This is a genomic window from Candidatus Glassbacteria bacterium (assembly GCA_019456185.1).
GTDB lineage: Bacteria > Gemmatimonadota > Glassbacteria > GWA2-58-10 > GWA2-58-10 > JAJRTS01.
Genome location: VRUH01000008.1, coordinates 49,531 through 73,276 on the forward strand (window position 1 = coordinate 49,531; position 23,746 = coordinate 73,276).

A 23,746-nucleotide genomic window follows, 5' to 3' on the forward strand; every position below is an offset into this window, starting at 1 on the left:
ACGCCCCGGACCCGGGCGCGGCAGTCCGAACTCTGGCGGCCGAATTCAACACACCGACTCTCTGAAACGGGGATAGAGATATGATTACGGTTACTGTCAACGGAGAACAGCGGCAGGTGCAGGACGGAGCCCTGGTGGCCGACCTTCTGCGGGAACTCGGTATCGGCGAGCGCAGGGTGGCGGTGGAGTGCAACAAGCAGATCGTTAAACAGGAACAGTACGAGGAGACGAAACTGGGCGAGGGCGACGTGCTGGAGATAATCGAGTTTGTCGGCGGGGGCTGCTGAGGGGGGGGGGCGTGTTTTTGCGGATTTATTATCCACAGGAAGGACTTCACGATGGAGCAGGACAAGGGACTTCAAATCGCCGGACGCACGTTCCGCAGCCGGCTGCTGGTCGGTACCGGCAAGTACAAGGACAACCAGACGATGGTGGCCGCCCACGAGGCCAGCGGGGCGGAGGTGATCACGGTCGCCGTGCGCAGGGTAGATCTGAAGCGCAGCACGGAGGACGCCCTGCTGAATTTTATCGACCCGGACAAGTATTTCATCCTGCCCAACACCGCCGGCTGTTATTCGGTGGATGACGCGGTCCGCACGGCCCGCCTGGGCCGCGAGGCCGGGATGAGCGAGTGGGTCAAGCTGGAGGTTATCGGCGATGAGAAAACCCTGCTGCCGGACGTGGAGGGCCTGCTGGAGGCCACTCGAATTCTGGTCAAGGAGGGGTTCAAGGTGCTACCCTACACCAGCGACGATCTGATTATCGCCCGCCGTCTGGAGCAAGCCGGGGCGGTGGCGGTCATGCCGCTGGCCAGCCCGATCGGCAGCGGCATGGGGATTCTCAACCCGATCAATATCCGCTTTATCAAGGATGCGGTGAGCGTGCCGGTGATAGTGGACGCGGGCGTGGGCACGGCCAGTGACGCCGCTGTGGCGATGGAGCTGGGAGTCGATGGGATCCTGATGAACACCGGGATCGCGGCGGCCCGGGACCCGGTGGCGATGGCCCGGGCGATGAGGCTGGCCCTGGAAAGCGGCCGTCTGGCCTACCTGGCCGGCCGGATGGAGCGCAAGCAGTACGCAGACCCCAGCAGCCCCACCGGCGGCATGATCGAGTAGTTTCTCCGCACTTCCGACCGGGAACCTGGTCGGGGTTCCAGATTTTTTATCGACAATATGATTAATTCTTATATATTCGGTTTGGAATAAAACTTACCCTTAAGTCCTATCATGCCGGAGGAGCAATGCGAAAAGTTCTGACCGCCGCTGTGCTGTTTCTGCTGGTTTCTTCCGGCAGTGTGCTCGCCGAAAAATCAGTGCTGTGGGAGAATGGTATCGCGCTGATCCCGCATCCGCAGAGCGTGGAAGTGACCGGCGACAGTCTGGCGCTGGGCCGCAGGATCACGGTCGCGCTGGAGGGTAACGTCACCGCGGCCGACAGGTTCGCCGCCGATGACCTCGTGCAGCGGCTGGTTGCAGAGTATGGAGCGCGGGCTCAGGTGGGCGAGCGGGGGCGGGGGCCGGCGATCGTGCTGGAACGCGTGAAAGACGCTGCTCTGGGAGAGCAGGCGTACAGGCTGACAGTGGACAGCGATGGGATTACCGTGCAGGCCGCCGGCGAGGCCGGGCTGTTCTACGGTACCCGCACCCTGCTGCAACTGCTCAAACGCCACGGCAGCAGCCTGTATGTCAACCACCTCAAAATATCAGACAAGCCGGATATCCGCAAGCGCGCCGCCCATTACGACACCAAGCACCATCAGGACAAGTATGAGTATGTCCAGAGCTTTATCCGCGACCTGGCCGATTACAAGATCAACATGCTGCTCTGGGAGTGGGAAGACAAGTTCGAGTACCCGAGCCACCCCGTGATCGGCGCGCCCGGAGCGTTTACGAAAGAAGAGATGCAGGCCCTGACAGCTTACGCCCGCAAGTATCATGTGCAGATCGTCCCGCTGGTGCAGGGCCTGGGCCATGTCAGTTTCACGCTCAAATGGCCCGAGTTCGCCCACCTTCGCGAAATCCCGGCCTCCAACTGGGAATATTGTCCGCTCAAGGAGGGCAGCTACGAGCTGCTGTTCGAGCTGTGGAAAGACGCGGCGGAGGCCACTCCCGGCTCGAAATATCTCCATATCGGCTGTGATGAAACCTACGAGCTGGGCCTGGGTGTGGAGTGCGGCTGCCAGGCCGAGATGGAGAAGCTGGGGAAGGACGGGCTGTTCCAGAAATTTATCAACCGCTGCAGCGAATACGTGCTGAAAATGGGGCGTACCCCCTTAAGCTGGGGCGGCGGGTTCAACCCTGAATCAGGGCTGAAGCCTCCCAGGGGACATGTTGTCGGCGGTCGGAACCCCGGGCATGCCGCCGCCGCCAGGGCGGCCGGTTACGAAACCTACGTTTACGACCCCAACCCCGGGATAGAACACCTGTTCCTGCCCTATTTTCACAGCGAGAGTCCGTACTACGAGGGCAGCTGCCTGGAGCGCTCACGCGAACCGGTGGCGGCGGCCGCCCGGTCGGGCGGCTACGACGTGATGATCAATACTTCGTGGGACGACAGCGGGCTGCATAACCAGGTCTGGATGATGAGCTGGATCAACAGCGCGGAATGGTCGTGGAACGGCGGTGGGCCGGGCCTGGAAGAGTTTATCGACAAGTTTTTTGTCAGCTATTACGGCAAGGGTTCCCTGGAAATGCGCGAGCTGTGGACACTGCTTAACTACGGCGCCTTTTTCTACATGGATGCGTTCGAGCGTAAGGTGTGGCACTGGGGCGACGTGGGCAAGACCCACTTGCCCGATCTGCCACGCTGGGACGCTATCGAGTACGACCCGTTCTGGACACGGGAATACGCCCAGATGATCGGTCGCTCCCGTCACCAGTACGGACAGATGCAGAAGGCGGTCGCAATCTGCAAGGCGAACATGGTGCAGGAAAACGTACGCCACCTCTACGATTTCGAGGTGTTCCTCTCGATCGCCGAACTGATCGCCCACACGGCCAAAGTCTATATCGATCTGGCGGCGCTGGAGGATGCGGTCACCGAGGCCCACCGGGCCCGCTTTGTCAGCCACGAGGCGGCGCTGGACGGGCTGGAGAAAGCCGGTGGGATCGTGAAGGGCATTCTGGCCGAACGCGGGGAAGTTTATGGAAACCTGGTGGCTGTCTGGGAGAAAACCCGGCTGCCCAAAGGGATGGATACGCCGGAGAAGAAATTTTTCTTCCAACAGGACCGCGCCCGTCATTTCGGCTTCCGCCGGCCGGACATGAGCTACCTGATCTGCGACGAGCAGATGCTGGGCCTGGAGGACTACCTGGCGAAGCTCACGGAATACACGGCCTGGTACCGGGAGACGTATCTGTAAAAGGTGGGAATTCAGGAATCAGAATAAAGCAGAGAATTCAGGAGTCAGGAGACAGGAGATAGAATAATGGCAGTAATAAAGGAGCCGGGAGACAAAGGGGCTATGTCCTTCAGCAGTCTTAAAGCATCCTGCTATTTGCCCAATCCATTAATTTTTAACAATGCCCAGTCAATAAACGCATATAAGACATATCCAATGGCTAAAGTACAAGAATGGTGAGTAGCCGTTGTGTCAAAGCCGCAAAAGGCTATACTGGCTTCTATCTCCTGACTTCTGCCTCCTGCCTTTTGTCTTTTTGCTGTTCGTCTGACTTCTGACTCCTGTCTCCTGTCTCCTGCCTTGCTAGTACTCCAGCGCCGGCAGCTCGATATCGGCCCGTCGCTCGCGGATAAACCGGTGGCGCATGTCGCCGAGCCAGGGATCGGGGAACGTTTCGTTGAGGTCCAGGTCGGTCCAGACCACGCCGGGTTTCTCTGTTACCTCGGCCAGCAGTTCACCCCAGTGGCCGTAGATCGCTGTCGGCAGGTCGCTGTAGGCCGAGGTGACCAGGAAAGTCTGGTTTTCGATCGCACGGGCCTTGGCCAGCGTGGCGTTGCCGCCCCAGATCGGGCAGAAGATAATCTCCGCGCCCTGCACGGCCAGCGCACGGGCGGGGTCCGAGTACTGCACGTCCCAGCAGATCATCATCCCGATCCTGCCGAAATCCGTGTCGAACACCGGGAATGCGTCGCCGGGCGTGCAGCCGGCCTCGATCTCCTCGCGCGGCAGGTAGACCTTACGGTACTTGCCGGCCACCCGCCCCTCGCGGTCGATCAGCACGGCCGTGTTGTAGATCGCGTGGCCCTCCCGCTCACCCATCGCCCCCACGATATACATGCCGTACTTTTTCGCCACCTCGCCGAGCAGCCTGGTGGCCGCGCCGGGTATCGGCTCTGCCGTTTCGGCGTACGTCCTGCCCTCGGTCACTCCGGCCAGGTTGATCCCCTCGCCGATACAGACGATATCGCAGCCGTTGCGGCCGGCTTCTTCGAGCCAGGGGATATACGCTGCCACGCTGGCCTTGCTGTCGCCCACCCTGTGCGGCTGGAAATTAACTGTCGCCACCCGTACCTTGCGCTCGCCGGGGGCTGGCGCCTCGACCAGGGATATTCTGTCCCACCAGACCGTACCCTGGGGGCAGTAGCTCAGATAAAGTTCGAGCTCCACGCTGGTCGCTCTGTCCGGGGCCCTGAACACACCGGAGTTGCGGGTCCATTCGCCCTCTGAGCCGCTTTCCAGCACGTACTCCGGCTGGCCCGCCCGTCCGCCGTCGGCCCGCCGCCAGTCCAGCCGGCTTAACACCTGCTGACGCGGGTAGGGGACCGCCCTGGCCGTGAACCAGGCCTCGAACCGGTAGTATTTGCCCGGTTCGATGCCATCCACGGTGGACACCCAGCAGCCGTGGGCGGAGGTGTTGCTGGCCCCGCCGATCCCCAGGCTGCCCGAGCCGCCGAGATTGGGCAGTTCAGCAGTGAAAAAATCCGGACTGGTCTGCTCGCGCTGGCTCCAGGAGTCCCAGTTCTCGAGCGTGGCCGGCGTTTGCCCTGGAGAGAAAGTATCCGCAGAGAACTCCACTCCGGCGGTGGTCTCGCTCCCGGCCTGTCCGAAAGAGGCGGCTGTCAGCAGCAAAACAAGAAGCGCCGTTGTCCTGAAAAGGGCGGAGCAGCATTTATCTCTGATCATTGCAGTCTCCCGTTGTCTGTGATTATCACGGCTCGATCCCATCTTTCCGGCTCATGAGTATAAACCCCTCCGGCCTCGGCGGTCAAGCAGCGGGAATCCGCCCTGATTCCGGTTGTGATTTTAGAAATAAACCAAGCGAAGGTAAGGGAAATGTCTCCGGCTGCATTCCCAACCCGGAGCACTCACTGGAGGCCATCTGCCCGACTCTCAACAAGTCCGGTTATTTTTTCTTTGTTAATTGCACTCTGACTCGTTATAATGACTAAACGATCCAGGGAGGCACACACAGAGTCAACGGGGGCATAAGTGGCTGAGGAGTATTTCCCGGTACCATTGAAAAAGATCGTGGTGGATTCTGTCCCCAATTTCGATCTGTATATCCGCCAGAAAGACCGTTACGTACTGTACCGCAAGGCCAAAATCCGATTCGAGAACAAGGCGCTGAGCAACCTGATGGACAACCGGGTCGATTCTTTGTACGTCTCCAAGCAGGACCTGGAACTCTACGAAAAATACCGCGACGAGATCCGCCAGAAGCAGGAAGAAATTTACGGCAAACAGGGTTTCTCCGGCTGTTTTGTCGATCCCGCCGAAGTGGAACGCTACCACGATATTCTCGAAAACTACCACGTGGTCAACAGCTCGATTTTCGATACCGGACAGGAAGTGGACTTTACGCTGTACTACCACGAGGAAAACGAGGTTGTCCCGGCGGAAGATTTCGAGGGAAAGATAAGGGGACCCTGGGAGCTGACACGTCCGCTGGCCGCGGATAAGGAAATCATGATCCGCAACGAAGACAGGACCGCCTACAGGGACTTTGTCAAGCGGGTGCTGGACGAGGCGATGGACGGCCCCCCGGAACGTCAGGCCACGGCCCTGCGCGAGATGAGCAAGATGGTGGTCAAGGATGTGCTCGCAGACCCCCGCAGCGGAGATGGAATCAAGCAGGCCGACGAGTCCGTAACCTCGCTGGTGGATTTCATCCTCGACAACGAAGCGTCGTTTTACTCGCTGATGAAAGTGCAGGGCCACGATTACTACACTTATGTCCATTCGATGAATGTCTGTACGTTCAGCGTGGCGCTGGGCACCGTGATCGGCCTGCCCAAGAAACCGGACCTGGAGTGGCTCGGCCTGGGGGGCATGCTTCACGACGTTGGTAAAAGCATGGTCGATTCCCGGCTGATCAACAAGCCCGGCAGGCTGACAGAGGAAGAATTCAAGTCGATGAAAGATCACGTGATCATGGGTTACAACACGCTCAAGGAAAGCCACGACCTGCCGGAGCAGGTCCTTGAGCCGGTAATCCAGCACCACGAAAAGCTGACTGGTATCGGCTACCCGCACGGAATCAAGGACGGAGAGATCGGCACTTTCGGCCGGATCAGCTCGATCGTGGACATTTACGACGCGCTGACCACGGAGCGCTCGTACAAAAAAGCGCTGAGCCCGTTCGAGGCGCTGAGTTTCCTGTCCAAAACCCGGCACGACTACGACAACGACATCCTCAACAGTTTCATCATGATGCTGGGCAAACAGATCGAGCGCGGGGCGGCGGAGAAGTGATAACAGGCTTTGAGCGGCTTGATTTTACAAGGGCGGCCGCAACGGCCGCCCTTTTTGCGTGCTTTTCAGTTTACTGTCATTGCGGTCGAACAAAGAACGGCTCCGTCAAGCGTACAAACCGCTGGATTATAAGTCCCGGAGTCAAGTCCCACGATCTCGCCGTCAACTTCACACTTCACACGTGCAGAAACGGGGCAGGCACTGAGGAGCTTCTGTCAAGCTGATAAGAAAACAAAAGCCGACGCTCCAAAAAAGAACATCGGCTTTAGGTGATAAGATCAATTTCAGATCGTCTCACGTGATCGCTCCCAGAGCAATAAAAGTTGCAATAATCCCAAAGTAAGCGAAGCAAGCTAGAGCCACCTTACAATAAAGAGCCGCAGAGCAACCATACTTATTATAAGAGTCCTTATGGGTCTTCATTTTTTCTCACCTCCTTTCCAATTTCCAGTTAAGTGAATGATATCGAGTCTGGAACGTTCTCTTTCTATTTCATAAGACACAATCAGAAGCTTACTGGTTTCAATAAATTGCGAGAATTTGCCATTGGATATCTGACCCCGGCACATGAACCACTTGAAATAAAGGCATTTAGCATGCCATGTCCTGATTAACGGAGCGCAGGCTGCAGCTTAATCCCTATTTGTTTAATTGAGATTAAGTTGGCCGTTAGGACGGGGTGGGCAGAATTTTCTAAAAGGCAGTTGAAAAAACAGTTGGAGAGAGAAAAGTATCAAATATCTGATAGCCTTTTCGATATTTCGAGAACTGCTTAAGACTCATTGCTGATTCATTGTCCTGTTTCCACCGGGTTTTCCTCCACACCCTGCCACTGACTGAACGACCCGTCGTATAACCGCGCATCATAGCCCAGATATTTCAGCACAAAATAACTCAGCGATGCGCTTCGGCCGGTACGGCAGTAGCTGACCACCGGCATATCCCCGCTGAAGCCCGCCTGGCTGTACAGTGCCCTGAGTTCATCGATTTCCAGCAATTTCGGGTTGTCCGGTCCGGCCAGGCTGCGGATCACCGGCAGGTTGAACGCTCCGGGGATATGACCACCGCGGCCGATATCCCCGCCGGGAGCTTCGCCGCTGAACTGGTCAGGCGGACGGCAATCCAGCAGGGGAGTGTCCCCGCCGCCGACTATCTGCTGAACCTCATCCATGCCCGCCACGATATTGCTGTTAACCTCGGGCTGGAAAGCGGAAAGCTGAACCTCCGGGGTGATGTCGCTCAAGGGCCGTCCCTCCGCTTTCCAGACCACCAATTGGCCGTCCAGCAAAGCCGAGTTTTCTCCCAGTCCCAGGTAGTCCAGTGTTAAGTAAGCGCGGGCGGCCATGATTCCGTTCCCCTCATCGTAAATCACCACCCTGCTGTTCCGGTCGATCCCCAGGCCGCGGACCAGCAGGGTAAGCTTTTCCACCGGAGGAAGCTCGTTGGCGATCCCGCCGTCGGATTCGGTAATCTGGTCCCAGCCGACATACCGGGCTGCGGGAATATGCTCCCTGTCGTAGCCATCGCGCCTGGCGGATACATGCAGGATAACGAGCTCATCCGCGCCGAGTCTTTCGCTCAGCCATTCAGTCGAAACAAGCATCGAATACCGCACCGCCGGTTCGTTTGCCACCACCAGCGGCCGGCTGCTGTTCTCATGCTGCTCGGATGCGCCGCAGGCGATCACGAGCAGCGCCGCAAATAGTAATTTAGTCCAGCCTGAACCGGTCACGCCTCTGGCCTCCGATTGCAGAGAGAATTGAACTGCGGGAAAAAATGAAACCGGACGGGCAGCTTCGCTGTCATAAGATACAGAAGGAGCGATTGGAAAGCAAAACAACGATAAACCAACTGGAGAAAACAATGAGCGCGATAGAGAAGATCAAGGTTGCCGGCAACACGATCCTGGGCCTGGCGATCTATTTCACGCTGCTGGCCCTGCCGCTGGTCTGAATCGAAAAGCAGCAGCAAACAACTAAAGGCCGTCCATCAGGACGGCCTTTAGTTGTTTAGTGCCGTAACTTATCAGTTGATCCCGATAACCACGATCTCGAAAGTCAGGTCCTGGCCGGCCAGGGGATGGTTCAGGTCGAGGGTCACACTGTCCCCGGCAACCGCGCTTACCACTGCGGGAAACGGGCGCCCCTGGTCGTTCTGAAGCTGAATGCGTATCCCCACCTCGGGATTCATGCCTTCCGGAAATTGCGACTTGGGGAGTTTGCGGAACCTCGCCTCGCTGCGCTGCCCGTAGGCCATCGAATCGGGGATGGTGAAAGTTTTGGATTCGTTCAGCGCCATGCCTATCACGGCCTCGTCGAAGCCGGCGATCACATCTCCCGCACCCGCGACAAACTGAAACGACTGGCCGGTCAGCGTGGAGTCGAACACCGAGCCGTCCGCGAGAGACCCCATGTAGGTCAGGCTGACGGTATCGCCCGCAGCCACAACCTTTCCGCCCCCTCCGTCCTGCCCGTCGGATGAACCTCCGCAGCCGATTACGAATACAAGCGCGATAATCGCTGTGCTGCCACGCAATAACCTGCTGTCGAACCACATTACTGTTCTCACTTTCCAGGCACGTGAGACCCGTTATCATGTTTAGCGGCTATCTCCGATGGTCCGACGGCGGCAGACACGGCGCGAAACAACTGGTCATAACAAGTTTGGTTCAAGGTACAGTTAACTAGCCAATAACTGATTAATTGTCAAGGATTTTAGCGGCTGCGGCATGTTTTCGCCGCGGGGATTGCCCCGGCGGGGTGGGATCGATTATTATTCTTGCACTGCATCTTCGAGCCGGGATCATTCATGTATCGGGAGGGATTATGGCGCAGGATAAAGTTACCGTGGTAGCGGTGATCAAAGCGAAAAGCGGCAGGGAAGACCAGGTGCGGCGGGAACTCGAAGCGCTGATCGCGCCGACCCGTGAAGAGGAGGGCTGTATCAACTACGACATGCACCGCGGCAGCGAGGACCCGTCGTTATTCATGTTCCACGAAAACTGGCGCAGCAAGGGGGACCTGGATATCCACCTGCAGCAACCCTACCTGGCGCGGTTCATGGAACTGGCCGATGATCTGCTGGCCGAACCTGTCCGGATAACTCTCTGGGAGGAGATCAGCTCCAGGTGAGCGGCAGCGCAAAAGGTGCGATCAAGATAATCAACAGCGCCGCGCCGATCCGTATCTGTGACAACGGCGGCTGGACCGACACCTGGTTCGCCGGCCACGGACGGATTTTCAATATCGGCGTCTATCCGATTGTCGAGGTGCAGCTTGAGATTTATCCTCGCACAGCGACGGCGGAGCGGATAGTAATCAACGCGGAAAATTTCGGCGAGCGTTACGCTCTCGGCAGCAGCAAAGGCGGCGACTGGGACCGTCACCCCCTGCTCGAGGCCACTATCCGGCGGATGAACGTGCCGGATGACTACGCGTTTGAAATCACGATTTACAGCGAGGCCCCCAGCGGAGCGGGTACCGGCACCAGCGCCGCGGTGACCGTGGCGCTGGTGGGAGCGCTTGACTGCCTGACTCCCGGCAGGCTGGCGCCTCACGAGATTGCTTATACCGCTCACTCGGTGGAAACAGAAATGCTGGATCTGCAGAGCGGAATCCAGGACCAGCTCTGTTCCACCTACGGCGGAGTCAATTATATCGAGATGCACGAATATCCGCACGCCACGCTGAGCCGGATCCAGGTGTCCAATTCGATCTGGTGGGAACTGGAACGTCGGCTGGCGCTGATTTACCTGGGCAGGTCGCACCACTCCTCTCAGCTGCACGATCAGGTTATCGCCGGGCTGGAAAACGAGGGGCCCGGCAGCCCGAAACTGGAGCCGCTGCGGGAGACAGCCCCGGCCAGCCGCGATGCGCTCTACCGGGGAGATTTCTCGTCGCTGGGCCGCGCGATGGCGGATAATACGGAGGCCCAGCGCAACCTGCATCCCGACCTGGTCAGCCCCGAGGCCGACCGGGTAATCGAAATCGCCAGGGATTATGGAGCGGTGGGCTGGAAAGTTAACGGCGCGGGCGGCGACGGAGGTTCGCTGACCCTGCTGTGTTCACAGCAGTCGTTTGCGCAACGGGCGATGATCCGCGAGATCGAACAGGAGAGCGCTGCTTTCGCCAATATCCCGATCTACCTCAGCCGCCACGGCTTGAGAATCTGGGAACAGTGATCGTTGAAATTGAAGAATTGTCAGACGGCGGGGAAAGGGATAAAAAAAGACCCAGCGTAGCTGGCAAGCGAAGACCATTACAGGGTTGAGGAAGCGGCCCGGATTTCGAAGTCCCCGATGAACTGCCAGGGCGTGACGTCCACTCGGATCTCGCTTTCCCTAATGAGATTTTGTCTTCGTCCAGTGCGTTGGGTCTGAAAATCGCGTTGTCGATTTTGTTCCGTCCACCTCTCCGGCGGACGTGTTTATGTAATAGCAATCGCCGTGCCAGATTGTTTGCAGGCTCCATGTGTTTTGACTGTCCTTTTGTAAGTATCACAATATAAGCTTTTAATCGGCTTCTGATTTCTCCCGCACTTTTGCTCAACAGAAAACGGCCCGGCAAATTGTGCGCAATAAAGCAACATTACCGGACACAAATATGTGCGAATCCGCTCAATTGCTTTTACTAATAGGTCTGTTTCACCCATCCGCCCCGCAGGATTAAGCGGCTGCGCCCGAAAGGATCATTTCTTCAGCTTCCCGCGCGTGTTCAGGGCACCAGTTCCGTACTGAAAATCAGCGTGCCGAAATAGTCCGGGTCATGGAACGTACGTCCGCTGACCGGACTCCACGACTGCCCCTCGCCGGGCTTGCCCGCGCCGCCGGGCAGATCGATCCGGTAGAAATTGATCCGCCATTTATCCCCGTCGTGGGGGGGATTGTTCGGCGCGGTGACAATATCGGCCAGCGGGACAGCCATCTCGACGCTCCAGCCCTGGTCGGTGTCGCTCGGATCGTTGAGAGTACCCCGCGGCCAGGCCGCCCAGCGGATATCCAGGCTGTTCCAGGCCAGGATCCCGGTCAGCTTCACCCGCTCGCCCTCGAACCCGTGGTTGAGAATGAACCCGTCCCACAGCGTGCCCAGCGGATTGACCTCGAGTTCCACGTAGTCGAACCCGTCGCTGTCGGCGTCGATAAACACCTCGACCACTTCCTCGTTGTAGAGCGGAAGGTCGCGGACAGTCATTGTCGACCAGATATGGCTGTCCACGCAGTCCCAGCTGAAATAGAGGTAGAAATCATCCCAGAGCATCCGCACAGTTGTTGCCTGGGACGGTTCGCCGCCGTTTTTCACCGACAGGCTTACCGCCTGGGCGTCGTCCCACACGCGCTCGTCCAGCTTACCGTCCACATGGATCGCCTCGGTGGTTTTCCGCGCGGTGTAGAGGTGGCTGTCCGGCCCGGCGTTCAGAACAGGGGCGGAACTGATCAGCAGGAAGACAGCAGCGCTCAAAGTGCCGATTATCGCAGACTTGTTCATCGATTATCCTCCACTTGTAGCTGTTGGTGACGGGCCGTTGACCGGCCGCCGGCTGGTTTTACTGTCTAATGTGCATCCTGCGGCCGAAAAACTCAAGTGCCTCAATAGATCGCGATTAACGTCCGCTACGGCCGGGCCTGCTGCAACTGATAATCAACTGACTGCTGCAAATCCCCTTGATTTGCAGTTTAATTATCAATGACGCGGGAATTGTTCAGCACGCAGCTTTTACCTCCAGGAATCTTTTCTTAAATTTATCCTTGAGGTCGGTCGGATAATAGTTTAAAATGAGATAACTTAATCAACTATTCTTTTCGCAAGGAAACTGCCGGAAAAGAATCTGATCGGAAACGCGCGGCCGGAACCCGCCCGCGTATACATGCTCCCAGGAGGCCGCCCATGGCAGAGATGGTACAGCAGGAAAAGGGTGACGCAAAGTATTCGACTCTCCAGACTGTCGGCTTGATGCTGCTGCGGATGGCTGTTGGCTGGCATTTTCTCTACGAGGGTCTGGTCAAGCTGCTGGACCCTGGATGGTCATCGGCCGGATACCTTGCCGGATCGCAGTGGATCCTGGGCGGCCTGTTCGACTGGATCCTGGCCCATCCGGCCGCGCTGGCGGCAGTGGACCTGCTCAATATCTGGGGACTGCTGCTGATCGGCCTGGGACTGTTCCTGGGCATGTTCACCCGCGCCGCGGCGATCAGCGGTATCACTCTGCTGTCGCTCTACTGGATAGCCAATCCGCCGCTGGTGGGCCTGGACTACGAGCTGTTCACCGAGGGCAACTACCTCGTGGTGGACAAGAACCTGGTGGAAATGCTGGCTCTGCTGGTGATGGCCGCCTTTCCGACCGGCTCGTTTTTCGGCCTCGACAGGCTGCTCGATTCGATGCGGAAAAAGATCGCCGAGAACCGCGCGGTGCCGCCGGGACCGGTGGCGCAGACAGTGGAGGAACAGCCGTCCGGCTCATTGCTCGAACGCCGCGAACTGATCAAGTCCCTGATCTCCCTGCCGGTGCTGGGCGGGTTCGCGTTCGCGTTCATGAAAAAGCGGGGCTGGGAAAGCTGGGAGGAAAAGCACCTGCTGGCCGCCGGCGGCGAGACCGAGGCGATTACCAGCGCTACCGCCAGGACCTTTCATTTCTCCGGCCTCAAGGACCTCAAGGGTACGCTGCCCAGGGCCAGGATCGGCAACCTCGAACTCAGCCGGTTGATCCTGGGCGGCAACCTGATCGGCGGCTGGGCGCACGCCCGCGACCTGATCTACGCCAGCAAGCTGGTCAAGGCCTACCACCACGACCGTAAAGTGTTCGAGACTTTCAGCCTGGCCGAACAATGCGGGGTGAACACGATCCTGACCAACCCGGCGCTCTGCCGCGTGATCAGCGAGTACTGGCGCAAGACCGGCGGCAAGATCCAGTTCATCAGCGACTGTGCCTGGAACGGCGACGTGCTCGAGGGGATCAGGGTGTCGGTCGACGGCGGCGCGCACGCCTGCTACGTCCAGGGCGGAATCACCGACCGGCTGGTGCCCGAGGGCAAGCTGGACGTGATCGGCGAGGCGCTGGAGCTGATCCGCGGCTACGGGATCCCGGCGGGTATCGGCGCCCACGACCTCAACTCGGTGATCGCCTGCGTGGAGGCCGGGCTGGTGCCCGATTACTGGGTCAAGACCCTGCACCACACCAATTACTGGTCGGCCATTCCCGAGGAAGACCACGACAATATCTGGTGCAAGAAACCAGAGGCCACGATGGAGTACATGAACAACCTGGAGCAGCCCTGGATCGCGTACAAAGTGCTGGCCGCCGGGGCGATCAAGCCCGAGGTGGGATTCCCCTATGCGTTTAACGGCGGCGCGGACTTTATCTGCGTGGGCATGTACGACTTCCAGGTGGTCGATGACGTCAACGTGGCGATCGACGTGCTGAACGGCGACCTCCAGCGCACCCGCCCCTGGCGCTCGCTGACGATTGCCTGAGCGCAAAAGTTGATTGAGATGCATGCTGAAAGCCCGGGTTGATTGTTCAGCCCGGGCTTTATTATATCCCGGCCACTTTTTGATTGACTGCGAGAGTAGGAAAACGATAGGTTATTATCCGGCGGCCCGTGTCAGAGCGGCCGCGGCAAAACTCAGCAACTCAGGTGGCCTGGATGGACAATCCTCTGCAGAAGAGCAGGCGTTGGAAACTCTGATAACGAGGCTCGATTTCTGCGCGGCCGAGGAAATCCCGTGGGTGGTTAACCTCCATCCGATCCACGTAATCCGTGGAGAGCTGGACCTGTTCGGCTTGAAGGAAAAACTGGCGGACGAGGCCAGGGCCAGGGGAATCCCTGTAATGACCCTGGGGGAACCGGCCGGCAGAATAACACGGAAGCGAGACTGACGGGCAACGTGCAGCAGTGTGCAGTTTAACCTTCAGCGACGATGGGAGCAGCAGATGAGTAAAAATGTCGTAACGTTCTTGTGCGCGGCGGTGGCCGTACTGGTTTGCGGAGCTGAAATCCGGGCCCAGGATTTCGACCCGCTGCAGATGAGCCTGGGCAACCTGTACATGCTCTCCCATGCCAAGACCCGTTCAATCAGCCCGGAGAATTTCAGCGGTGAGAAAGGTAAAGGCGGGATGGCCAAGGTGGGCGAGGGCTCGGCCAGCCGCGCCGCCCGCGATCTGGGCCAGGGCTGGAAGGTTAACCCATATGTGCGCGTGGCTCCCGGCGAGACATTCACCCTGGGCGAGATCCAGGGGTCCGGCGCGATCCAGCATATCTGGATCACCCTGGCCGGAGTTTACCGCTACACGATCCTGCGCATGTACTGGGACGGCGAGAAAGAGCCGTCGGTGGAAAGCCCGCTGGGAGACTTTTTCTGCGCCGGCTGGCGCGGGCCGTGGAACCATTTCGCCCAGGTATCGTCGCTGCCGATTCAGGTCAATCCGGGCAGCGGGATGAACTCCTACTGGGTGATGCCGTTTCGGAAAGGCGCCAAGCTGACTATCGAAAATCTCAATACGGACACCATGACGGTCTACTACCAGATCGACTATACGCTCACCGACGTTCCCGAGGACGCGGCCTATTTCCACGCCCAGTACCGCCGCACCAACCCGCTGCCCTACAAGGATGTTTATACCATAGTCGACGGGATCAAGGGCTGGGGGCACTATGTGGGCACCTACATGGCCTGGCAAGTGAACAACAACGGCTGGTGGGGCGAGGGCGAGATCAAGTTCTACCTGGACGGCGACAGCAAATTCCCGACAATCAACAGCACCGGCACCGAGGACTATTTCCTCGGCTCCTATAATTTCGGCAATTCCAGGGACGGGGACTACCAGGAGTTCACCAATATTTTCGCCGGCATGCCCCAGGTGATCCGTCCCTCGAGTCCGGATAACTCCAACCAGCGTTTCGGGCTGTACCGCTGGCACGTGATGGACCCGATCCGCTTTGAAAAAGACCTCAAAGTGACCATCCAGGCCCTGGGCTGGCGCAGCGGAGGCCGTTACCTGCCGCTGCAGGACGATATCGCCTCGGTGGCCTACTGGTACCAGCGCGAGCCGCACGCCGGATTTCCGAAGCTGCCGGACAAGGATTATCTGGAAGTACGCTGAGAGTACAGCATTGCACAGGGATAATAAACGCAGGGGCTGGTTTCAAACCAGCCCCTGCGTTGTTTTGCGCGATGAAATGAAACCGGCTGCCAGTGGAGAGATTCCCCCGTTCATCTCCTTCCCGAGGCTCGGGAGCGGATTCAAAGAGCCATTCGTTCCTCTTCTGACCAAGATTGATTTCTTCTGCCAGTTTTTTGACAGCTATCCGCGTAAATCCTCTGTCTTGGTGTGAAATTCCTTTTTGAATTCTCCGAGAATCCTTGATTTATCCACACTTTGCAAAGAATCAACCTGCTGAAAAGTTTTTGTAACGTTATCTCTTCTCATCAGACCAATTGACGGACAAGATAAAACTAACTTGAACTCAGCCTCCAGAGACAGGTCAGAAAAGAGGCGATAACGATGAAGCATTGTAAAATACAATAAATCTAAAACCGAATAATCGCTGTGGCAGTTGTACTCGAAACTGAACTTGACGGGGAGGTGCTATGTGTAGGACAAGGCACTCTGTTTCTTTAACACTGCTTGCTTTACTTATGTTGCTCGCCTGCGGCTCCGATAAAGCTGATCTCCTGGCGCCGGACGGCGGTGGTTCGCCTCAACCCGGCTCGAACGAATGGCTGATACCGCAGGACCAGATCAAGGACGGCGGCCCCGGCAAGGATGGAATTCCGTCTATCGACGCGCCCAGGTTTCAAAGCGGCTGGTCGAACATGAGCGCGGTGGGCGACAACGACCTTGTTGTCATCTACATTCCCAGCGACGGTTCGCAGGCTCGAGCTTATCCACACCCTATCCTGGATTGGCACGAGGTGGTAAACGACCGGGTGGGAGATAAGGGGGCATCAGTCACATATTGTCCGCTCACCGGTTCCACGGTCATTGTGGATCGCGCGATAGTCAGCGGCTCAGGTTTTGGAGTCAGCGGCCTTCTCTACAACAACAACTTGATCATGTACGACCGCGCAACCGACAGCAGATGGCCGCAGATGTCGCTTCTCTGCGCCAACGGACCTCTTGTCGGCACGCCTGTCGTTCCACTGCCGATGATCGAGACCACGGTGGCTACCGCTCGCCGGATGTTCCCGAACGCCGAAGTGTTGACCACACAGACCGGGCACAACCAGCCATACGGGCGGTATCCTTACGGCACCTACAAGACCAACAGCGGCACACTGTTTTCCATCTCGATAACCGACAACTCCATGCACCCGAAAGAGCGCATTCACGGGATAATTGCCGGGGGAGCGTCAAAGGCATATACGATTAAGAGTCTGAACGGCCGCGTTGCGATTAACGACCAGGTGGGTGCGGCTCCAGTGCTGATTGCGGGTTCCGGTCCGGATAACTTTGTGGTCAGCTTCGCTAGATTCAGCCACAATGGAGAACCCCTCACTTTTTCCGTGGACACTAGTGCAGTGCAAATCTATCCGTTCAATCTTCGCGATGACCAGACCGGAAGCACCTGGAATATCCTCGGCCAGGCAATCTCCGGAGAGTTGAGCGGACAGAGGCTTACGCCTACTGTAAATATGAACTCATACTGGTTCGCCTGGATCAACTTTTACCCGGACACGGAGGTGTACGTTGATTGACACAGCCAGACACCGGAGTTCGCGGCTAGTCGCTCTTGGAGGATCATTCGCTGGAATTCCACCGCTGCTGATACTTTCTCTGGCCTTTCTGCTCTGGACGACGCAACTGAGCGGCCAAACTTGCAGTTGCGCTTCCGGGTCGGCGCTGGGACCGTTCGAGACCGGGACACTGAACCGGGGAACCTGGAATATGGGGCTGAGTTACAACCGGCAGGTGATTGACGATCTCTACCAGGGAAACAGGCAACTGGTGGATGGCACCGAGCGCAGCCGGTCGGCGCAATCGCTTCAGCTCCTGATGGATTACGGAATAAGCCGCCGCCTGACCCTCAGTTCGACTTTCTCACTAGTTCGGCAGGAACGTGAGGTAAGAAACTCATCAGGAGCAGACAATTCGCTGCAGGTGGATGGGCCAGGAGACGCCCTGGTGATATTGAAGTACTCACTTGCTAAGCCCGGTATTTTTTCTGGCCGGGAGGTCGCTGTTGGGATTGGAAGCAAGATACCGCTAGGTGAATCGAACGATCGTCGGAGCGGAATTCTGACAGCCGAGGACATGCAGCCCGGCAGCGGAGCCTGGGACTGGATATTCTGGGCTTACGCCTCGCAGCAGCTTGATCCCGCTGGACAGTATTCGCTGATGTTATCGGTCTTCTACCGCTTGAACGGCGAGAATGATCGAAACTATCATTTCGGCGACGACCTGTCCGCGTCTTTCGGCGTAAACCGCTTTACGCTGCCATTTTACACTCCTGCCAGCCTGGGGCTGCTGATGTCATACCGTCATGCCGCCGCGGGATCCCGTGGAGTCACGGAAATACCGAATACCGGCGGCGACTGGCTGTATATTACACCTGGCGCAAACTTGGACTTGCCGTGGGACCTGAGCCTTGGTTTATCCTGGGAATTACCGCTTTACCGTAATGTGAAAGGAGTGCAATTCAGCACGAGCTACTCTACGCGTATCTCCCTGTTCAGGCTGATGTAACACCACTTTAAGAATAGCTGCAGTCAACCTCCCGGATGAAATCTGTAATATTCCGCGGCTCTCCCCGACTAATCCGCGGGTTCTGCAAAAGCGAGGAAGATTATCACCTCCGGCCCTAATAAATTGTGCAACTGGCTCTAAAAGTCTAGACTCTTTTTTAAATCAGAAGTTTTGAAATGGCCTCTAACTGGGTGGCGATGATTTTAATTATGTAATGTCATGGAAATCCCTTTACTTGCATATCACGCCAGTATCCGGAGGCCATTTTCAACCATGAAAAATTGTCTTGGCATTTCTAAGTTTGAAAACATATGATTCAAAGCGCTCTATGGAGGAGGAAATGATCTTGTTTTTTCAAAACCGCCATGTCGCCTGCGGCATGGGAGGATCAGTCAACGAATCGAGCCATGAAAACGGAAAGTGGTTCTGGTGTAAGAAATTCTGTCTGACCTTGGCGAACGGAATATTAATTCTAATTCTATTCTTTTTAACTGTCACTCCAGCATTGGCCCAGGAGTTTAACCATCGTCATCTGCAATATGATCGTTTGTCCGGAAATTATGTGCAGAGCGGAATGGTGGACTACTCAGGACTGAAAACCGACTCCAGGGCGCTTGATCAATATCTTGATGGTTTAGCCCAGGTCGCTGAAACCCGGTTCAATTCCTGGAGCGAATCACAACAGCTTGCCTTTCTGATCAACTTGTACAATGCCGCTACATTGGGTTTGATCTTGGAAAATTACCCGGTGAAAAGTATCAAAGACATCGGTGGCTTCTTCAAGGGGCCATGGGGTCAGCCGGTGGTCAGCCTGTTTGGCGGTACGATTACGTTGAACACGCTGGAGCATGAAATTGTACGGAAAAAATACGATGAACCAAGAATCCACTTGGCGCTGGTTTGTGCGGCCAAGGGTTGCCCTCCATTGCGTAGTGAAGCCTACACGGATCAGAAACTCAACATGCAACTGGATGACCAGGCGAAGCAGTTCTTTGGGAATCCCCTGAAGTTCAGGATCGACAGGCGGAAGAACGTGGTCTACCTCTCGCCGATTTTCAAATGGTATGGTGAGGACTTTATCGGCAAATACACACCCGAGGTCGGCTTCGGGGGGTTGGACGCGGATGATCGTGCGGTAGTCAATTTCTCAAGCCGTTATCTGGGCAAGGAAGATCGGAAATATCTTATTGGGGGTGGATATAAAGTAAAATACCTGGACTATGACTGGTCGATCAATGAGCGTGAGGGGGTGAGATGAGCGTCGAAAAAACCGCAAAACCGACATCGAACCGAGCGGGTGCTTTAATCAAGATCGTTCTGGCACTGATCGCGCTCGCTGTCTTTATTCTCGCCGCGCAGCGCTTCGATCTCCAGCAGGTTTTCCGCGCTGCGCTTGCGTGGATTTCCGGTTTAGGTCCCCTCGGCCTTTTGATTTTCATTATCCTCTATATCCTGGCTTGTGTTTTGTTGCTTCCAGGTTCCATTCTCACCCTCGGCGCTGGCGTTGTGTTCGGGGTCGTGAAGGGATCAATCGTCGTATCGATCGGGTCGACGCTTGGCGCCGCTTGCGCCTTTCTCGTTGGTCGTTACCTGGCGCGGGATTGGGTGGCGGGAAGGATTGCCGGTAATCAACGCTTCAATGCCGTTGACGAGGCGGTGGCGCGCGAGGGCTGGAAAATCGTCCTGCTGACCCGTTTATCCCCTGTTTTCCCCTTCAACATCCTCAACTACGCTTTCGGTTTAACAAAAGTCTCGCTAAAACACTACTTTTTCGCCTCGTGGCTCGGCATGATCCCGGGGACGGTGATGTACGTGTACCTCGGCTCACTGGCAGGGGACCTCGCCAGCCTGGGAGCTGACGGGCGCACGCGCACCGCGGGCGAATGGGTTCTTTACTCAGTCGGTCTGCTGGCGACAGTGGCCGTAACGGTTTTCGTCACTCGAATAGCACGAAAATCCTTGGACAATCGCATCCCATCTTGAGATGAGGGCTTTTTTATGTCTGAAAACAACATTGGCGGTATTATCAGCCCTTGGGATAGTCACAACCAGGAGTTGGTGGCGCAGGTGCACCCGCAGGACTGGGTCAATCCGGAACCCGCACCACGATACAACCTCGTCGTAATCGGGGCCGGAACCGCCGGGCTCGTGACCGCGGCAGGCGCGGCTGGGCTTGGTGCAAAGGTAGCGCTGATTGAGAAACACTTTCTCGGTGGGGATTGCCTCAATGTCGGTTGTGTGCCGTCCAAGGCTGTCATCCGCTCCGCTCGGGCGCTGGCTGACGTTCGGGAGGCTGGACGTTTTGGTGTACGCGTGCCGGATGGAGTAACCGTGGATTTTGGCGCCGTGATGGAGCGTATGCGGGGCATCCGGGCCCGGATCAGCCACCACGATTCGGTAAAGAGATTTACGGAGTTGGGTGTGGACGTATTCCTTGGCGAGGGGCAGTTCAGCGGACCGGATACCGTCACCGTTGCCGGAAAAACCCTCAGGTTTAAAAGAGCGGTCATTACGACGGGTGCTCGCGCCGTCTCGCCCGGCGTCGAGGGACTGGAATCGGCGGGTTATCTGACCAATGAGACGGTATTTTCCCTGACCGAGCGGCCCTCTCGGATGGCTGTGATCGGTGGAGGGCCAATCGGTTGTGAGTTGGCCCAGGCATTTCAGCGGCTCGGTACGCAGGTATTGCTCTTCGACATGAACGAGCACCTGCTTGAACGTGAAGACGAGGATGCCGCGGCCATCGTTCAGGAGCAGTTCAAGCGGGAGGGTATCGAACTCGTGCTAGGCTGCTCTCCAAGCCGGGTGGAAATCCGGGGTAAAGAGAAATTGATCCACTATACGTGCGCGGGGAAAGAGCATACCGTGGCTGTGGACGAAATACTGGTGGGAGCCGGCCGCGCCCCCAACGTCGACGGGCTGAACCTTGAGGTGGTCGGAATCAAATACGATAAGCGGGCGGGTGTTGTCGTAAACGATCGTCTCCAGACCACCAACCCGCGTATCTATGCGGCCGGCGACATCTGCATGAAATGGAAGTTCACGCATGCGGCGGATGCGGCGGCCCGCATCGTGATTCAGAACGCTCTGTTTTTCGGCAAGAAAAAGCTCAGCACACTGACCATGCCGTGGTGCACATTCACGGACCCCGAGATCGCCCATGTCGGTCTGTACGAAAAAGACGCAGCGACCCAGGGAATTGAACTGACTACATTTAAGCGGAGTCTCAGCGAAGTGGATCGCGCTCTGGCGGACGGCGAGGAAGACGGCTTCGTCAAGGTCCACGTCAGAAAGGGAACGGATAAGATAGTTGGAGCCACAATTGTGGCGCGGCATGCCGGTGAGATGATCAGCGAACTGACGTTGGCTATCGTGGGAGGCATCGGCTTAGGAACTGTGGCAGGAGTTATTCACCCTTACCCGTCCCAGGCCGAAGCGATCAAGCAGACAGCCGATGCCTACAGTCGCACGCGGCTCACACCGTTCGTCAAATCACTCTTCACACGCTTGATGGCCTGGCGAAGAGGCGGATGATAAAAGAGCGAGAGGCGTTCTGCCAGAGGTGACATTGTCCAACTGCGAAACCGCTTCGCTGATCAGCTCGATACCTTGGGATTGCTCCTGGGCGGCGGCGCTGATCTCGGTTGATATGGCCAATATCGGATGTAAATCACGCCGAATCAAGGAGACAGGCAAATGAAACTGAAGTCTGTTGTGACTTGTCCCGGATGCGGATTTCAGAAAGAGGAAACAATGCCGACCGATGCCTGCCAATGGTTTTACGAGTGCACCAAGTGCCATACACTCTTGAAACCGAAACAGGGCGACTGCTGTGTCTTTTGTTCATATGGAAACGTGCCCTGTCCTCCTGTTCAGGCAGGGGGAAAGTGTTGTGAGGAAGATTAACATGCTCCAGCAAGACAAAGGCGGCGTACACGGAATACCGCGCCGCCGGCCATCATGAACGATCCGGACAACTCTGGAGAAGCCGCTGTTTCCTGCGTGGATTTCAGCGAAGTATCCTGCACCTCCGGTTCAACCTTCCAGACCCCCCTCAACAATAAAATGCCGCCAGGCATAAAAATATTTGAGATAACAGTTCCTGAAGGAATTTGTTGACGCAATTAAATACGCCCCGAATCTATGGATTTTTTTCTTCAACAATGTTAATTAAAACTTTGCCAATAGTCGACAAACCGCTGGGAGCATTGTACGAGTTGATAGCGGCAGGCTTTTGGTTGGTTGCAGACACTTCATAACACATATAACTATCAGATATTTTCCGGCGAAATGATAAATAGACAGAGACGATTCAATGCGACGCAATTATATCTGCAACTCACACGCCGATAAATCAGATTCAAATGAAGCCATGTCCACTTAATAAAAAAGTATCGTTCTGTTTTACAGGTCAAAATGATTAAGGGTGTAGTTATGGAGTCAAAAGCATATAAAGTAATACTGATAATCGCTGATATCAGCGGCTATACCCGATACATGCTGTCCAATAGGACAGCATTGGTGCATGGCCAGGTGATAATAACTGAACTGACAAAAACCATTATGGAACAGATCGAAATTCCACTTGAGATATCTAAATTGGAAGGAGATGCGGTATTTGCATATGCCGTCAAAGGGGATAGCGAATCGGCTTGGGAAGAAGTCAAAAGGAGTACGGGCGCAAAATTGATCAAATTTCTCAGCGTTTTCTCTGAAAAGGTTGAAGAATTGAGTGTATCTAACATATGTGATTGTAATGCCTGTAACAATGTGGAGATGTTAAAATTAAAAGTAATTGTTCATAGTGGCGAGGCCTTGTTCTACCGGATTGGGAAGTTTAATGAACTGTCGGGAGTGGACGTAATAACCGTCCATAAACTTTTAAAAAATTCAGTAAATGCCGACCAATATGTTCTTTTGACTGAGCCGGCGTTTGCAGAATTGGAGTTTCCAGAAAAAGAACAATTGGTTATGGGGGAGGAAAGGTATGAAGATCTAGGTTCTATCAAAACATTCACTTATTTATTGCCAGGTGAAGAAAATGATCCTGACAAATGCAAGCAAAACCCCCGGCATGCATCGACTTTAATTAAAGCAAAAAATGCAGCAATAAAAATGATGAATACCTGGCAAATTAAATTTGGTCTCAAAAAGTTGCCTGAATTTAAAAATTTACCCGGGACGCAATAGTCAATATTTCATCCGGCATTCCAGGCGCCTCGGAAAAAATAGCATACCGTGGTAAATCGTATTGCCGTAAGGTCCAGCGGCGGCATGGCGAGCCGTTTCTATTGTGACTTTATAAAAAATCGACCTGGACGGCTCAATGATCCTTTGTTGCTTTGAGCTTTTTGCCCGTGAGCGGTCCTTGAGAGCTATAATGCCTGGAAGCCTGAATTCATCAAGTTGCTT

Annotated in this window: 21 protein-coding genes and 1 pseudogene (1 of these 22 cut by a window edge); 17 read left to right on the plus strand and 5 right to left on the minus strand. The window is 56.1% G+C overall.

All coding sequences use genetic code 11. The features are described from left to right. From FVQ81_04805 to FVQ81_04820, 4 genes and pseudogenes are all read left to right on the plus strand, one after another. Positions 1–65 (plus strand): annotated as a pseudogene (locus tag FVQ81_04805) (thiamine phosphate synthase); it begins 598 nt to the left of the window's first position. Between the two features lie 15 nt (positions 66–80). Further along, a complete protein-coding gene (thiS, locus tag FVQ81_04810) occupies positions 81–287 on the plus strand; it encodes a sulfur carrier protein ThiS (protein MBW7995889.1) in 207 nt (68 codons plus the stop codon). Positions 288–338: 51 nt separating this feature from the next. Further along, entirely contained in the window at positions 339–1,118 is a 780-nt protein-coding gene (locus FVQ81_04815; protein ID MBW7995890.1) for a thiazole synthase, read from the plus strand. Positions 1,119–1,243: 125 nt separating this feature from the next. After that, the gene (locus FVQ81_04820; protein MBW7995891.1) at positions 1,244–3,364 is read left to right on the plus strand and encodes a family 20 glycosylhydrolase; all 2,121 of its coding nucleotides are present in this window, start codon (positions 1,244–1,246) and stop codon (positions 3,362–3,364) included. A gap of 342 nt (positions 3,365–3,706) precedes the next feature. On the opposite strand, the gene FVQ81_04825 is transcribed toward FVQ81_04820, so the two are convergent. Continuing rightward, complete coding sequence (locus FVQ81_04825; protein ID MBW7995892.1) at positions 3,707–5,128, minus strand: carbon-nitrogen hydrolase family protein; 1,422 nt, start codon at positions 5,126–5,128, stop codon at positions 3,707–3,709. A gap of 264 nt (positions 5,129–5,392) precedes the next feature. Here FVQ81_04825 and FVQ81_04830 point away from each other — a divergent pair, with 264 nt between their 5' ends. Then, complete coding sequence (locus tag FVQ81_04830; protein MBW7995893.1) at positions 5,393–6,655, plus strand: HD-GYP domain-containing protein; 1,263 nt, start codon at positions 5,393–5,395, stop codon at positions 6,653–6,655. A 790-nt stretch (positions 6,656–7,445) separates the two neighbouring features. On the opposite strand, the gene FVQ81_04835 is transcribed toward FVQ81_04830, so the two are convergent. Both FVQ81_04835 and FVQ81_04840 read right to left on the minus strand, forming a co-directional pair. After that, positions 7,446–8,387 carry a sulfurtransferase gene (locus FVQ81_04835; protein ID MBW7995894.1) on the minus strand — a complete coding sequence of 314 codons (942 nt, stop codon included), beginning with the start codon at positions 8,385–8,387 and terminating at the stop codon, positions 7,446–7,448. 293 nt (positions 8,388–8,680) lie between these two features. Next, positions 8,681–9,223, minus strand: a complete 543-nt coding sequence (locus FVQ81_04840; GenBank protein ID MBW7995895.1) for a peptidylprolyl isomerase — start codon at positions 9,221–9,223, stop codon at positions 8,681–8,683. A gap of 257 nt (positions 9,224–9,480) precedes the next feature. Between FVQ81_04840 and FVQ81_04845 the strand changes: the two genes are divergently transcribed. Then, positions 9,481–9,786: an antibiotic biosynthesis monooxygenase gene (locus FVQ81_04845; protein MBW7995896.1), complete on the plus strand. Its 306-nt coding sequence runs from the start codon at positions 9,481–9,483 to the stop codon at positions 9,784–9,786. Then, on the plus strand, positions 9,783–10,835 hold the full coding sequence (locus FVQ81_04850; GenBank protein MBW7995897.1) for a GHMP kinase: 1,053 nt from the start codon (positions 9,783–9,785) through the stop codon (positions 10,833–10,835). The genes FVQ81_04845 and FVQ81_04850 overlap by 4 nt, the downstream gene beginning before the upstream one ends. A 532-nt stretch (positions 10,836–11,367) precedes the next feature. Here FVQ81_04850 and FVQ81_04855 read toward each other — a convergent pair. Next, a complete protein-coding gene (locus FVQ81_04855) occupies positions 11,368–12,138 on the minus strand; it encodes a hypothetical protein (protein ID MBW7995898.1) in 771 nt (256 codons plus the stop codon). Positions 12,139–12,546: 408 nt separating this feature from the next. Between FVQ81_04855 and FVQ81_04860 the strand changes: the two genes are divergently transcribed. The 9 genes from FVQ81_04860 to FVQ81_04900 all read left to right on the plus strand — a co-directional run bounded on the left by FVQ81_04860 (position 12,547) and on the right by FVQ81_04900 (position 22,240). Further along, entirely contained in the window at positions 12,547–14,121 is a 1,575-nt protein-coding gene (locus FVQ81_04860) for a DoxX family membrane protein (GenBank protein MBW7995899.1), read from the plus strand. Between the two features lie 202 nt (positions 14,122–14,323). Continuing rightward, positions 14,324–14,527 (plus strand): hypothetical protein, encoded by a 204-nt coding sequence (locus FVQ81_04865; protein ID MBW7995900.1) that lies wholly within the window; start codon positions 14,324–14,326, stop codon positions 14,525–14,527. Between the two features lie 54 nt (positions 14,528–14,581). Next, a complete protein-coding gene (locus FVQ81_04870) occupies positions 14,582–15,751 on the plus strand; it encodes a DUF2961 domain-containing protein (protein ID MBW7995901.1) in 1,170 nt (389 codons plus the stop codon). A 488-nt stretch (positions 15,752–16,239) separates the two neighbouring features. After that, positions 16,240–17,346: a DUF3179 domain-containing protein gene (locus tag FVQ81_04875; GenBank protein MBW7995902.1), complete on the plus strand. Its 1,107-nt coding sequence runs from the start codon at positions 16,240–16,242 to the stop codon at positions 17,344–17,346. Positions 17,347–17,536: 190 nt separating this feature from the next. Then, the gene (locus FVQ81_04880; GenBank protein ID MBW7995903.1) at positions 17,537–18,334 is read left to right on the plus strand and encodes a hypothetical protein; all 798 of its coding nucleotides are present in this window, start codon (positions 17,537–17,539) and stop codon (positions 18,332–18,334) included. A gap of 379 nt (positions 18,335–18,713) precedes the next feature. Continuing rightward, entirely contained in the window at positions 18,714–19,592 is an 879-nt protein-coding gene (locus tag FVQ81_04885; GenBank protein ID MBW7995904.1) for a DUF547 domain-containing protein, read from the plus strand. Continuing rightward, positions 19,589–20,317 carry a TVP38/TMEM64 family protein gene (locus tag FVQ81_04890; GenBank protein MBW7995905.1) on the plus strand — a complete coding sequence of 243 codons (729 nt, stop codon included), beginning with the start codon at positions 19,589–19,591 and terminating at the stop codon, positions 20,315–20,317. The genes FVQ81_04885 and FVQ81_04890 overlap by 4 nt, the downstream gene beginning before the upstream one ends. 15 nt (positions 20,318–20,332) lie before the next feature. Continuing rightward, positions 20,333–21,868, plus strand: a complete 1,536-nt coding sequence (locus FVQ81_04895; GenBank protein MBW7995906.1) for a mercuric reductase — start codon at positions 20,333–20,335, stop codon at positions 21,866–21,868. Between the two features lie 162 nt (positions 21,869–22,030). Then, entirely contained in the window at positions 22,031–22,240 is a 210-nt protein-coding gene (locus FVQ81_04900) for a hypothetical protein (protein ID MBW7995907.1), read from the plus strand. On the opposite strand, the gene FVQ81_04905 is transcribed toward FVQ81_04900, so the two are convergent. After that, positions 22,237–22,458, minus strand: coding sequence for a hypothetical protein (locus tag FVQ81_04905; GenBank protein ID MBW7995908.1), 222 nt, complete (start codon positions 22,456–22,458; stop codon positions 22,237–22,239). The genes FVQ81_04900 and FVQ81_04905 overlap by 4 nt on opposite strands. A 292-nt stretch (positions 22,459–22,750) precedes the next feature. On the opposite strand from FVQ81_04905, the gene FVQ81_04910 reads away from it, so the two are divergent. Beyond that, positions 22,751–23,524 carry a DUF2652 domain-containing protein gene (locus tag FVQ81_04910; GenBank protein ID MBW7995909.1) on the plus strand — a complete coding sequence of 258 codons (774 nt, stop codon included), beginning with the start codon at positions 22,751–22,753 and terminating at the stop codon, positions 23,522–23,524. Positions 23,525–23,746 lie beyond the last annotated feature (222 nt).